This is a genomic window from Bacteroides sp. AM23-12 (assembly GCF_003434395.1).
In the GTDB taxonomy this organism is placed as follows: Bacteria; Bacteroidota; Bacteroidia; order Bacteroidales; family Bacteroidaceae; genus Bacteroides; species Bacteroides thetaiotaomicron.
Map to the genome: position 1 here is coordinate 34530 of NZ_QTLF01000003.1, position 13933 is coordinate 48462.

Sequence of the window (13933 nt, forward strand, 5' to 3'; positions counted from 1 at the left end):
CAACAGAAAGAGTAATCAAGAGACAAACGGAGACCACTGTTTCACCGCTTATCGTGAAATCTATATCCAATCCCCAACATTAAATTATTGGGGTCTTTAAACTTACTCAACTGATATCCCACATGCAGAAACAAATGGCGGGTAACATAAGTTTTGAGAGCCAATATTTGATAGAAACCTTCCGTATCATCGCCACTATATATCATATTTCGTCCGATACCGGCATTGATGGAGAAAATAGGCATCACCAGTTCTGCGCGAAGAGACAACCCTACCGCAAATTGTTCGCGGAATGGAGGACGGTGAAACTTTATATCGTCCCCATAAGTTCCTACTAGCTTATAGTCCTTAATATTGGCACTCTCGTCAAATTGCGCATCCACAGAAAGTCCTGCCCGGAAATAGTTATTAAAATTATACATCGGGGCAAAATTGAGACCAACGATTCCGAACGAACCGGGAACCAAAGTGGGTATCCCTTCTTTAACGAATCCTCTTTTGCGAGTGGCGCCGTATACCAACAAGTCATAGCTGACGTGTGGCTTTATGTAAAGGCGTTTGGGAGCAATTGCTCCGGACGCCTTATCTTCGGCATTAAAGGTACGTACAATGCCGACTCTCCCTCCGATAGTATTGAGACCTCCATTGGGATAACGCGTATTTCCATTGGAGAAATGAGTGAAGTCCACACCCGCTGCAAGTTTCCACTGTGGATAAAACTGCCAGTTCAAGACAAAGCCCAAATTGATATACGCATTGATTTTAGAACCGATAGCGTCATTGTACCAATTGCTGTGTTCATCATATTGTTTCCAACCGAAAGAAGCACCGAAATTCCACTCATAATCCAACGACAAACGGGATGAAAGTCGTACAATAGGCGCCCCTTGAAAAGCATATACCGCCACCGGATTTCCCAGTTCAGCGGAATTATAAAATGTATTATGCGAAACACCGATGCCTTGATAAGCATGAGGATACAACCTCCCCAAATAGGAATCTTTGCTGAACTGGAAAGCATACTTCAAGTGCAGGGAAAGTGACCGATCAATTTTCTGCCGTTGTGCATTATCGCCTTCAAGGAAACTGTTTGTCGGAGCTACATAGCCCGGACGAACGTCAAAACCTATCTGATGGATGAGGGTATGACTGGTGCTGTCATTCTGTTGCCTGACAGGTTTCACTACTGTCTGAGCATCCAATTTGCAGCCGACTGCCGAGAACAGCAGCAAGCAGATTATATACAGAGACCGTCTGGTATTCATATTTCTAATCATTTGATATTCTCGCGTGCTATGTAACATTTTCCGGGCATTTTACTTTGCAACGTACCGGTTATAGTGCGCTGTCTCCCATTCTTAGGGTGAACAATATAAAGGGTGTACTCCGTTTCGAACCACTCACATTCTAACAGCATGGTGATACGTTGAGTAGTTTTAGGCGGGATAGAAATCTCCTTCTTCTCCGTATCAGGGAAAGGCAAAGGCAGTGCTTGCTGCTCAGACGTATATTGCGCCTGTACACCGTTCATTCCCAACCATTCGTTTTCCATGCTTGGTATCTCTACTGTCGGATTATCTCCTCCCAATAGCCGAAAAGCCTCAGGATCATCGCTTTTGAACACCACTTCATGGTGGGCGTCCTTGTAAGGGAATAACAGGCATGGGGAGGGAGTATCTGAATTATTAGATTGTATAAAACTCTTTGTTTCTTCCAGTCTCCATTCATGAGAATACGCATTTAAAGAATAAGTGATATGATCGAACACATATCTGTCCGACGGAGTAATTTCAACATATATTTCTTGTGATTCATAGTCATTGCTCACTACAAGCATGAATCTAAAATAGTCGTTACGGACGTTTTCGCCCACTGTAATCTTTAGTTCTTTGGGGTTACTGCGTTGAATGATGAAATCGGTCAGTTTTTCATTGCATACAATCTTACCTAATCCTTTCAGGTAGGCATCCTGGTTTTTCATTATCAGATTATCGTCGGCATCATAAACTTCATATTGATGGGTAAAGTCACTATCGTAAGTATACATCCAAACCAAATCCCAATTGGAGGATGCAAAACGAATAGTTACCTCATCACCATTCCCGTCCAAAGTAAATTCGGAATCGGAAGTCCGGAAGTCATCGACGAATACATCATCGTTACACCCATAAAGAACTAGAAAAATAAGAAGATATGCCGTTAAGTTTACGATTGTTTTCATGTTGCTTGTTCTCTAGTCATTTCGTTGGCGACAAAAGTAATATATATTTTTAGAAGAGAGTTATTATCTACCCTGTTTTAGTTGCCACATAAAGGAAAATAAACTATTTTTGTTCTCAACATTAAAGAGGGAGCAATTATGGATGCAGCAATAAAGAAAATACCTTATGGGATGACGGACTTCGAGAGAATCATTCTTGAAAACTATTACTATGTAGACAAAACACAATATATCGCCAAAGTAGAAAAAGTGACCTCCTTCTTCTTCTTTGTCCGTCCTCGACGTTTCGGAAAAAGCCTTTTCCTAAACATGCTCGGTTTATACTACGACATTAACCAAAAAGATAAATTCGAGAAAATCTTTGGTAATCTTTATATAGGCAAGCATCCTACGCCTGATCGCAACAAATATCTGGTGCTTACACTCAATTTCAGTAGTGTAGCCGCCAATATGGATCGTTTGGAAGAAACATTCAACACCTATTGCAAAATCGTAATGGATGGATTTGCAGAACGAAATGCTCATCTGTTAGGAAAAGAAGCCGCTGAAAAGCTACATGAATTAAAAACAGGAGATGCCTTATTGGGATCACTGTGCCAAAGCGCTCAAAACAAGGGACAAAAGATATATCTTATCCTCGATGAGTACGATAACTTTGCCAACAATATTCTGGTAGATTATGGCAATGAACGTTATCGCAGCATCACTCATGGCAGCGGATTCTTCCGTAGTTTCCTTAAAGTGGTAAAAGACTATTCAAGTTCAGTGATCGAGCGCATCTTTCTTACAGGCGTAAGCCCCGTAACAATGGACGACCTTACCAGCGGATTCAACATTGCGGATAATTATAGCAGTTCACCTATCTTTAATAATATGATGGGATTTAATGAACAAGAAGTACGCACTCTGATCGATTATTACAAAAGTTACCGGGAACTACCGCACACTACAGATGAATTAATAACCATCATGAAACCATGGTACGACAATTACTGTTTCGCCATGAAAGCACTAAAGGAACCGTTTATGTACAATTCAGATATGGTGCTCTATTTCATGAATCATTATATGCTGAATAAGGACATCCCTGACAACATGCTCGATGCTAATATTCGCACTGACTACAACAAGCTGCGCCACCTCATCCACGTAGACAAAACTTTCGGTGAAAATGCAAGCGTTGTACAAGAGATTGTAGAAAAAGGTTCTACTACCGGAATCATTGCAAATAGTTTCCCAGCCGAAGACATTATCAAACCGGAAAACTTTAAAAGCCTGCTCTACTATTACGGCATGCTAACCATCAGCGGAATGGAAATGGGTGAGCCCATACTGAGCGTCCCCAACTGGGCAGTGCGCGAACAACTTTACGGTTACATGGCAGACATCTACAAAGATTCCGCCGACTTATATCTGGAGACAGATAAGCTGGTGGACCGAATGAAACGAATGGCATACAAAGGAGAATGGGAAAATTGCTTCACATACATTGCCGACCGCTTGAATGCCCAAAGCAGTGTTCGCGACTTCATAGAAGGTGAAGCTTATGTAAAAACCTTTATTTTGGCTTACCTCGGATTGACACATTATTATATTGCCCGTCCCGAATATGAAAGCAACAAAGGATATGCGGATATCTTTCTGCAACCTCGTCTACTGCAACTTCCCGACATGGTATACAGTTACTGTATCGAAGTGAAATATGCAAAACGGGATGCTTCTGACACCGAGATAGAAAAATTGCTATCTAATGCCAAAATACAACTGAAACAGTATGCAGCAAGCGAATGGATTCATCAAGACAAAGGGACCACAGAATTAAAGAGTATCGCATTAGTATTCCAAGGCTGGAAACTGGTGAGAGTGGAAGAAGTATAAACAGCTAATCAAACAATTCTTTCAGCACATCCAGCGACTTTAATGCAGGAAAATCCGGCAGATGCAAACGATAATAATCATTCATAATCGTCAGGCAGCGAGTGCGTTCTGCACGGCTCATGCCAAATAAGTGCATCGTCTCATAATTCATGCGCATCAACTGGCGAAGACGTCCAGCCTCTTCGGGATTAATATAAGAAGAATGCAACTGCGGACGAGTGGAAGTGAAACAGGCATTCAGCAAATCAAAGTAATCACCGGTGTGATAATCTTCCAGATTCGGATACAACCCCAAAAAACGGGAAAGACGCATCAGAAAAACCAGATGGAAATTGGCAAACCCTTCGCGACATTCGTCCAGCCAAATGACAGAATGCTGCAAATAAGCGAACAACGGACGGTTTTCAGCCTCTTCACGGATAGCACGATACAGAAACTCTGCCAAAAAAAGTGCCATTGAAGACTTGTACGGGTCATAAGGAATGGAGGTAAAAGGATAAAAAGACTTCGCCTCTTTTACCCGATAGAGAGTAGCATTCGGACGATAATCCGCCTCAAACTCAATGAAAGCCAAAGGCTGAAAGAGTACTGACTTGACTGCCGCCTTGCGCGAACGGGGTACGGGAACGAGAAAAGAAGTCCGCCCGGATAACTCCGTGTACATATCTACAATGATAGAAGTATCATTATATTTAAGCGTATGTAGAACTATTCCTTTCGTCTTTTGCAGCATAGTGCACTCCTCTTTTTATCATTCCGGAACAAAACTACAAAAAAATGTCTGGCAATCGGGACCTTTTTAGAGGCGTTAACAACAAAAAAGATTGCTATTTTTGTTATACTCCCTGAAGAACAAGTAAATATAGACAAGAGTATGAAAAGAAAAAGTAATAAAAACAGCTTTACCGGATGCGCAAAAGCATACATCCGGAATCTACAAGAAGAGGGCCGTTACTCGACGGCACATGTATACAAAAATGCAATTCTGTCATTTGCCAAGTTTTGTGATACTCCCGAAGTCGCATTCGGACAAATCAACCGCGATAGCCTGCGACGGTACGGTCAGTATCTTTATGACTGCGGATTGAAACCGAACACCGTATCGACTTATATGCGTATGCTGCGCAGTATCTACAACCGCGGTGTCGAAGCGGGTACGGCCCGTTTCATCCCCCGACTGTTTCGTGACGTATTCACCGGAGTAGATGTCCGGCAGAAGAAGGCACTGCCCATCAACGAACTGCATATGTTGCTCTACAAAGTTCCCAAGTCCAGCCATCTGCGTCGCACACAAGCGATAGCACGACTGATGTTTCAGCTCTGCGGTATGCCGTTTGCCGACTTCGCACATCTGGAAAAATCGGCATTGGTACACGGAGTACTGAGATATAACCGTATAAAGACCGGTACTCCCATGAGCGTCGAAATACTGGAGACCGCCAAGAAGGCAATCAACGGATTGCGCAACAATGAATCTTCCGGAGAGGATTGTCCGGATTACCTGTTCGACATCATGAAAGGAGATAAAAAGCGGAAAGGAGAGGCAGGATATAAAGAGTATCAGTCGGCTCTCAGACGATTCAACAATCAATTGAAGAGTCTTTCCAGAGAATTACGCATCAAATCGCCTGTCACCTCATACACCATCCGGCATTCCTGGGCAACGAGCGCCAAATATCAGGGAATCCCCATCGAAATGATCAGCGAATCATTGGGACATAAATCAATAAAGACCACGCAAACTTACCTGAAAGGCTTTGGACTGGAAAAACGGACAGAAGCAAATAAATTGAATTGTTTTTACGTAGAGAACTACGTTGCGAACAAGCACTGAGAGACAAGCTATTGAATATAAACAAATTACCTTATCTATTACTTCTTAGGTAACGGAAATAAATACAGCGCAAAGATATAGAAAAAGAACATCACATTCCAAATTAATTATACATTATTTCACTTCCTTTCTTTCAAAAAAAATAAAAAAGAATACAGGAGCATGAATTATATCTGTTTCATGTTCCAGACCGCTATTGTGTCTGCCGGACTATTTTTCAGCCGGAAACCTATAAATACGCTTTAGCACTCAAAGACCGCTGCCTTTTTTTACTTCTTTCCCCTCCACATACCGGTCATAAGACCGGATTTCCGTTACCTAAGAAGTAACAGAAACACATAAACAAAAGATTATGACACACAAACCTGATAGAAATAGAAAAAGGACATCTACAGCCGCCAGCATAAAGGGACTCAAGGCAGTCTTGAAATGTTTGTTGGCAAGTATCTTCCTTACCTGTCTTTTGCCCGCCTCCAGTCTATACGGGCAGAAGATAGCCGTCAAGAGTAATCTGCTCTATGACCTCACAACCACTTTCAATATAGGGGGAGAGATAAGATGCGATGATACGCACACGCTTAATCTCTCTGTCAACTACAATCCCTGGAACTTCGGAGGAAACAAAAAGATGAAGCATTTCATGCTCCAACCGGAGTACCGCAAATGGTTTGACGGAGTGTTTATGGGAAGTTACATCGGTTTTCAACTTCACTATGCTCTATTCAACTTTGGCGGAATGCTCCCTTGGGGATTCGGAAATGGTAAAATGCTGGGTATCGAAAACAGGCAGATTGCCAACAACCGGTATCAAGGCAATCTGGCGGGCTTTGGCATCTCCTATGGTTATCAATGGATGATCAGTCCGCAATGGAACCTGGAAGCGGGACTTTCACTGGGATATGCCCACCTCAACTACAAACGCTATGGGCAGCCCGAAGGCGCTGCCTTTATCGAAAAATCCCACTGCAACTACTGGGGACCCACGCAGATAGGAATATCACTCGTGTATTTCATTCAGTAAATCAATTAAATCACAACATAACATGAAAACGAAAGCATTCATCTTTTTCAGTTTATTGATATGCAACTTGCTACCGGCACAGAACGTTAAGCTGGATATCGTACCCCACTTCTTCGGCGTCCGTGCAGATTCACTGTTTCTGTCCATGGATATTTCAGTCCATATAGAGGACATGGATTCCAAGAGTGCCTTTATGCTGACACCCGTGCTGACCAGCCAGGAGAAAAGAGTATCACTGCCGCACATACAACTGAACGGTAAGCAGAAACAGAAACTATATCTGCGCAATCAGATTTTACGCAATAAGAATGACCGGAAAGAAGAGGATGCGAAAGCTTATCTGATTGCCGGCATTGACGAGGACCACTCCCGCACCATTTCCTACCGGACTTCATTGCCGGCAGAGGATTGGATGAACAATGCAACACTGACACTTAAAAGAACTATTGTCCGTCCGGAAGGTGAACAGTCTCTGAAAGATACAATCGTCATAACCCAAGAGAACATAGCAGCATCTTCCGGCGCAATAGTTCCTTCCGGTACGGCTACACAAGAGGTCGTTTCTCTTCCTGCTGTCAATGAACGTCCTACGAGTCCGGTAGCCAGCAGCAAAATGAAATACAAAGGTACTTACGTCTCGCCCGAAACGGATGATGTGGACGCACGAAATCAGAAGGAACTGAATTTTAGCCTTGAAGAGGCGAAAATGATAGCGGAGATCAACCCGCAGATGCTGTCTCTCCGCGAACTATACACAGTCGCCCTGTCTTATACGGAAGACAAAGTCCGGTTTTACAAGATTATCAATATTAGCGTCAAGCTATATCCCGTACATCCGGTTGCCAACCTGAATGCAGCAGCTGCCGCCATTGAACAGGGAGACGTCAAATCGGCAGGTAAGTTCCTTTCAATGGCTCTTCACGACAGTCTGGCCTACAAAAACTGCCGCGGAGTATACGAACTAATGTCCGGAAACACCTACGAAGGCATCCGAATGCTGAAAGCCGCCAAGGCCGAAGGCTCCGAGGAAGCTGCATATAATCTGAATGCATTTTTTGAAAACAATAAACGCCCTTAATCAACGGATACAATGAAACGTTTCATATTCCTGCTCTTATTACTTGGATGCCTGGACGCTTACTCGCAGAAAGTAGCTGTCAGGGTGAATGCGCTTTCTGCCATAGACGGAGCTTTCGGAGGGGGAATTTCGTATGCCATAGGAAACAAGAGCACAGTCGAGCTTACCGGAAGCCTGCGACCGTGGAAGCGGAACGAAGAATATGTCAACCGTTACTGGCTCCTGCAACCCGAATACAAATACTGGACTTGCCAGAAGTATAACGGTCTTTTCTGGGGAGGGTATCTGAACGGTGCCCAATTCAACATCGGAGGTAAGAAACTGCCTTTCGGCATATTCTCCCAACTGAAACGCCACCGGTACGAAGGCTGGCTGGCAGGCGGAGGCATCAGCTGCGGATATCACTGGATGCTGAATGACCACTGGAACATAGAAACAAGTGTAGGAGTAGGATACGAATTTATCCATTACAGGCAATACAACTGCGTAGACAAATGCGCAAAGCTAAGAGAAGAAGGAAAATATCATTACGTAGGACCTAGCAAGGCCTCTATAAGTTTAATCTACCTATTTTAAAGAAGAAGAAAGAAAGATGAAAAAATTATGGAAAGTCTGGTTCTCCAAACGGAGACACGTCTACATGGAGATAGCACGCAAACACCGGTCTACCCCGTGGAGGGTCTACCACTTGGGACATGGTGGCAGAGGAAAGACATTGAAAGATATGAGGATATTGGAAGAACTTCAGCAATACGGAATTATATCTCATATCTATCCTTGGTGAACAGGCTGTGTTTAAATATAGATCCATTATTAGTACGACTATGAAACTGGGAGGAGTTTTTATCATTGCCGTCATAGCATCTCTATCGCTACAGGCGCAAACGACCGTAGAAGAAGCTAACGGAACGATCCGGGCTACCGCTTCCAGCCTTCACAAGGCAGGGGAAGAACTGGTGGTTTCTATTTCGGTAGAAATCACCCGCGACCTTTCGCCCAACGAATCGCTGATTCTCGTACCCGTTGTCACCGACAGCTTGGAACACTGGCTGGAACTGCCTTCCATCTATATCAATAGCCGGAAACAGCAAATCATATTCATGCGCGAAACGGGCAAAAAAGAGAAAGAAGCCCGTTCGCTGCAAAGAAAGAACGGAAGCAGGCAAAGCATACATTATCTGCAATCCGTTCCTTTCGAGAAGTGGATGAATCATGCTACACTCTCCCTGATAGAGAAAAGTTGCGGTTGTGGCATCTCCGGCGAAGAAGCCTTCACTTGTATCGCCCGCCTGCATCCGCAACCGATACCTGTTCCGCAACTCGTATTTCTCACCCCACAAGTGGAAGGGCTGAAAACCAGAACTGAGAAAGGATGCGCATTCATCGACTTTCCCGTAAATGACGTCATCATACACGAAACATACAGCAACAATGCGACGGAACTGAATAAGATCATTCAAACCATAGACGCCATCAGAAATGATTCGAATGTAACCATCACACATATCAGCATACACGGCTATGCATCTCCCGACGGCCCTTATCAGCTTAACGAAAGGTTATCCCGCGAACGCACACAGGCATTGAAGGAATATGTGTGCCGGTTATACACGTTCAACCCAACGGATATTCATACTTCTCATACTCCCGAAGACTGGGAAGGGTTCGAAGCCCTTCTCACTGATACAACCTTTCAGCGGAAGGAGGCAGTCATGAAAATCGTGACAGGCAACCTGCACCCCGACCGCAAGGAAGAGAAGTTGAAAAAACAATTTCCGGCATTCTATCGCTTTGTGCTGGAACACTGGTTCACGCTGCTCAGACATTCCGATTATACCATCGAATATCGTGTACGTCCTTTCAGCGTAGAAGAATCACGAAATGTTTTCGCCACTAATCCCAAGAACCTAAGTCTTGAAGAGATGTTCCGCCTCGCACTCACCTGTACGCCGGGAAGCGAAGCATACAACAAAATCTTCATGACTGCCGTACAATTATTCCCAGATAATCCTGTCGCCAACCTGAACGCAGCTTGCATCGCTCTGATGCAAAGAGACGTGCAGTCCGCCACACATTATTTGGAGAAAGCACCGGAAGTACCGGAAACAGCATTGGCAAAAGGTGTCCTGCACCTTCTTCAAGAGAATTATGAAGAAGCGGAAACACTCTTCAAACAGGCCAAAGCTGCCGGACTGTCACAAGCTGACAACAATCTGAAACAAATATTAGAGCTTAAATAAATGTTTAATTAAAATCAATGGTAAGATGAAACAATTTACAAAACTAATGGCAATGCTTCTGTTTACAGCAGCCACACAGTACAGTTGCATCAATGATGCAGATGTAGCAATCCCCGACAAAACGCAGTCGGACTCGAACGGCAACGTAGCCCTGTTCCTTGAAATCCCGAATGTTCCCGCCAGCCGGAGTGCCGAATCATCGGGTGTAACCGAAGAAGGCTCGAAAGAAGAATATGCGGTAAAAACCCTTACGGTCTACTTCTTTGACTCAGCCACTAAAACTTTCGTTGAGTCCCAGCCTCTTGAAAACATCACACTGGCAGGGACAAGCGGACAAAAAATACACTACACCGCCAACAAAATCACAATGAAACCGGGAACTTACAACGTATTCGCCATCGCCAATGGTGAAGCAATCACAGCGGACATTGCAACACAGGACAAATTCCTCGGAGCTATCGACAAAGTGACATACAGCGCAGGAAAGATTCCAAGTGTACCCGAGAGAGGATTCGTAATGACCAACCGTGGTGCCGCAAATCTGAATGTCGAAGTAAGCAAACCCACAGATTCCGACAAAGTAACCGACATTTCCATTAGCCTGGAACGTGTCGTTGCCAAAATTGAAGTGACACAGACACAGGAGACTTTCCCCCTGAAAGACCCGGCCGGAAAAACTTACTGTACGGTCAAACTCAATAACTTCAGAATGTTGAACCTGGCAACCGAATTCTACACTTTCCGCCATACAGCCGTGCTGACCAGCCTTCAGGAACCGGACTCATACACTGATGAGAACTTCGGCAACATCAACGATAACGACGGTTATGTAATAGACCCTTACTTCTTCAAGAAAACCGTAGAAGGTGCCAAAGACTTCAAGAATGAGGACGGTTTCTTTGCACAGGCATTGGTACAGCTTAACATTGACGACAGCAATTGGGCAGGCATGGCTCCGGCAAATAGCTGGTCACGCATCTACTGTCTGGAGAACTGTATGTTCCGTCCCGCCCAGCTAAATGCCTATACCACAGGAGTGATGTTCAAAGCAAGTCTCGACATTGCCACCGACCGCGTATTCAACGAAAGCGGAGAAACAGTAAGCAACCCGTCCAACTGGCCGACCAACCTGTTCTACTTCAACTACAACTTCTACACCAGCGTAAATGCAATCAGAAAACTGGCACTCAACAACCTGCCCGGAGACATTACCGACAACTCGACAACAGAAGAGCTTGCCAAATACAGCATCAAGCGTTTCAAGAAAACCGAAAACTACGCATGCTACTACAACTACTGGATCAAGCATGAAGACAACAACAACGACACCGAAATGGGAGTCATGGAATTTGGTATCGTACGCAACAATATATACAGACTGTCAGTCAATAAAGTAGCAGGCCTGGGCAGCGGCGAACCATTTATCGAACCGGAACAACCGGATGAATACAAAGCAGAACTGAACATCAACATCGATGTTTTTCCGTGGGCCGTACGTAACCAAGATGTAGAACTTGAATAAGTATCGGCCACTTTGAACTAAATTTATTACCAATGCGTCCATTTTTACTACATATTATCTGCATCGTCATGCTGTTCTCATCCTGCAACTGGGTGAACGACGATCTGTCAGACTGCCCTACCGGGACCTGGTTGAAAATCTCGTATACCTATAATATACTAGATGTGGATGCCGCTTCCTCGCAAGTAGGCGACATCACCATTTTTGCTTTCGACAAGAACAACAAGTATGTGGACAGACTGGACGTAGACAGTATCGCATTACATCAAGGCTACTGTATGGTAAGAGTGCCGTTTCCCGAAGGGAGCTATCATCTGCTCTTGTGGGGAGGAGCCTCCGACCGTCAATACCGGTTCCCTTATCTCAAAACCGGTCAGACGGAACGGAAATCATTGCTCCTTTCATTGATATGCAACAGTGAAAAACAGATGAACGGGAAATTGAACGGCCTCTTCTACGGTAGCCTTGAAAATATAACTATCAGTAATGACTATCAGGTATTGGATGCTCCCTTAGTCAAAAACACCAATTATTTCTCATGCATCCTTCAGAATGGCAACAACCTGCTGAATCAGGAAGATTTCACTTTCACATTGGAGGCTGCCAATGGTGTGATGGATCATACCAACACTCCGTTGGGGACGGAGCCGGTTTACTATCGTCCATACCGGCAGGAAGTCAGTATACTCGATGAAGAAGAAACCCCTGTCATCCATGCCCGGTTGAACACATTGCGCATCATGAAAGGAGATCAGACCACATTGACCATAAAGCATGTACCCAGCGGACAGGAAATTCTGCGTCTTCCGCTCACCCAGTATCTACTGTTATCCAAAATCCACAGTCATACCGGCGATGAGATGGGCGATCAGGAATATCTTGACAGGCAGGATTCATACACCCTTTTATTCTTCATACAGTCATCGGATATGGGGATTCCGAAGATATGCCCGAGAATAATGGTAAACGGATGGACCGTAAGGCTGAATGACTCAGAACTGGAGTTTTAGGAACACATGACTGATTGTATGCGTACGGAATTTAGGTGAGATGTTCTACAGAAAAGGCTACTGTGAAGTATCCGAGTGGTATTTTATACCCTTTATTCGCATGTTTAGTTTCCCACAACATGCTAAATTTCCTTATAAAACGGCACTTCATTGAAGGACTGTTTTATTAATTGTTTGTTTTGTTTGTGTTGGTGCACCCGTTCAAGCGAGGATGGGTGCGCTTTTACTCATTCAATAAAAGACTATCACTGTCATTTGCATACATGACAAATGATACGTTTGTTTATATCCGTATATCTATAAACGCTCTACTGTTTCTGATAGTTCACAAGCATACTCCTTTAGTCGTTAAAACAATCATCCGATTACAAGAAAAGTCGCAAATACATCGTTTTTTCAAAATCAATGTAACAATAAGAATGGAAGTCCATAAATCCTTATATATAATAAGGTATAAATATAGCACATTATTCATAGTCTTATAGACGGAGATATTTTTTTCGAAAAATCGTAATCTCATATTTTACTGAAAATCAAGCACTATCACCCCACCCCACAGAAAAAAAGAGAAAAAACTACATATTTTTTTCATGAATTGTTTGTCAGTTTCAAAAAAGTTCCTACCTTTGCATCCGCAATCGAGAAACAAACACTGATTCGAGAGAGCAAAAAGCAGAAATGCAACAACAGGATGGCCCGTTCGTCTATCGGTTAGGACGCAAGATTTTCATTCTTGAAAGGGGGGTTCGATTCCCCCACGGGCTACAAGTAAAAAGAATAAAGAACTAAAAAAATAGATTAGTCGAAATGGCAAATCACAAATCATCACTGAAGAGAATCAGACAAGAAGAGACAAGAAGACTTCATAACAGATATTATGGTAAGACCATGAGAAATGCTGTTAGAAAACTTCGTGCAACTACTGACAAAACAGAAGCTGTTGCAATGTATCCTGGCATCACTAAGATGTTGGACAAGTTAGCTAAAACAAATGTTATCCACAAAAACAAAGCTAACAATCTGAAATCTAAGCTGGCTCTTTACATCAACAAGCTCGCTTAATAATAGAAAAACAACAATTCTATATAGCATTCAGGCTGAACTTTTAAGTTCGGCCTTTTGTGTTTAT

The 13933-nt window shown here is 43.5% G+C and carries 13 protein-coding genes and 1 tRNA gene; 11 read left to right on the forward strand and 3 right to left on the reverse strand.

Annotated elements, in window-relative coordinates:
• Positions 1-41: 41 nt before the first annotated feature.
• Both DW640_RS04000 and DW640_RS04005 read right to left on the reverse strand, forming a co-directional pair.
• Positions 42-1277, reverse strand: coding sequence for an acyloxyacyl hydrolase (locus tag DW640_RS04000; protein ID WP_117577413.1), 1236 nt, complete (start codon positions 1275-1277; stop codon positions 42-44).
• The gene (locus tag DW640_RS04005; protein WP_117577415.1) at positions 1274-2221 is read right to left on the reverse strand and encodes a hypothetical protein; all 948 of its coding nucleotides are present in this window, start codon (positions 2219-2221) and stop codon (positions 1274-1276) included. Before DW640_RS04005 ends, DW640_RS04000 begins: the two co-directional genes overlap by 4 nt.
• Before the next feature lie 138 nt (positions 2222-2359).
• Between DW640_RS04005 and DW640_RS04010 the strand changes: the two genes are divergently transcribed.
• Complete coding sequence (locus DW640_RS04010) at positions 2360-4099, forward strand: ATP-binding protein (RefSeq protein ID WP_117577417.1); 1740 nt, start codon at positions 2360-2362, stop codon at positions 4097-4099.
• 4 nt (positions 4100-4103) lie between these two features.
• Here DW640_RS04010 and recO read toward each other — a convergent pair whose 3' ends face one another.
• Positions 4104-4832: a DNA repair protein RecO gene (gene recO, locus DW640_RS04015; RefSeq protein WP_117577419.1), complete on the reverse strand. Its 729-nt coding sequence runs from the start codon at positions 4830-4832 to the stop codon at positions 4104-4106.
• Between the two features lie 141 nt (positions 4833-4973).
• On the opposite strand from recO, the gene DW640_RS04020 reads away from it, so the two are divergent.
• From DW640_RS04020 to rpsT, 10 genes are all read left to right on the forward strand, one after another.
• Positions 4974-5933, forward strand: a complete 960-nt coding sequence (locus DW640_RS04020; RefSeq protein ID WP_117577420.1) for a tyrosine-type DNA invertase cluster 3b — start codon at positions 4974-4976, stop codon at positions 5931-5933.
• Between the two features lie 352 nt (positions 5934-6285).
• On the forward strand, positions 6286-6954 hold the full coding sequence (locus DW640_RS04025) for a DUF3575 domain-containing protein (RefSeq protein WP_117577422.1): 669 nt from the start codon (positions 6286-6288) through the stop codon (positions 6952-6954).
• Positions 6955-6976: 22 nt separating this feature from the next.
• Entirely contained in the window at positions 6977-8032 is a 1056-nt protein-coding gene (locus DW640_RS04030) for a DUF3868 domain-containing protein (protein WP_117577424.1), read from the forward strand.
• 12 nt (positions 8033-8044) lie between these two features.
• Positions 8045-8608, forward strand: a complete 564-nt coding sequence (locus DW640_RS04035; RefSeq protein ID WP_117577426.1) for a DUF3575 domain-containing protein — start codon at positions 8045-8047, stop codon at positions 8606-8608.
• Between the two features lie 16 nt (positions 8609-8624).
• Entirely contained in the window at positions 8625-8816 is a 192-nt protein-coding gene (locus tag DW640_RS04040; RefSeq protein WP_117577428.1) for a hypothetical protein, read from the forward strand.
• A 40-nt stretch (positions 8817-8856) separates the two neighbouring features.
• Positions 8857-10272, forward strand: coding sequence for a DUF3868 domain-containing protein (locus tag DW640_RS04045; RefSeq protein ID WP_117577430.1), 1416 nt, complete (start codon positions 8857-8859; stop codon positions 10270-10272).
• Between the two features lie 25 nt (positions 10273-10297).
• On the forward strand, positions 10298-11794 hold the full coding sequence (locus DW640_RS04050; RefSeq protein ID WP_048696485.1) for an Mfa1 family fimbria major subunit: 1497 nt from the start codon (positions 10298-10300) through the stop codon (positions 11792-11794).
• Between the two features lie 32 nt (positions 11795-11826).
• Positions 11827-12804 (forward strand): FimB/Mfa2 family fimbrial subunit, encoded by a 978-nt coding sequence (locus DW640_RS04055; protein WP_022471640.1) that lies wholly within the window; start codon positions 11827-11829, stop codon positions 12802-12804.
• A 693-nt stretch (positions 12805-13497) separates the two neighbouring features.
• Positions 13498-13569 (forward strand) — tRNA-Glu (locus tag DW640_RS04060).
• A gap of 42 nt (positions 13570-13611) precedes the next feature.
• Entirely contained in the window at positions 13612-13866 is a 255-nt protein-coding gene (gene rpsT / locus DW640_RS04065; RefSeq protein ID WP_008763686.1) for a 30S ribosomal protein S20, read from the forward strand.
• The last annotated feature ends 67 nt before the right edge of the window (positions 13867-13933 follow it).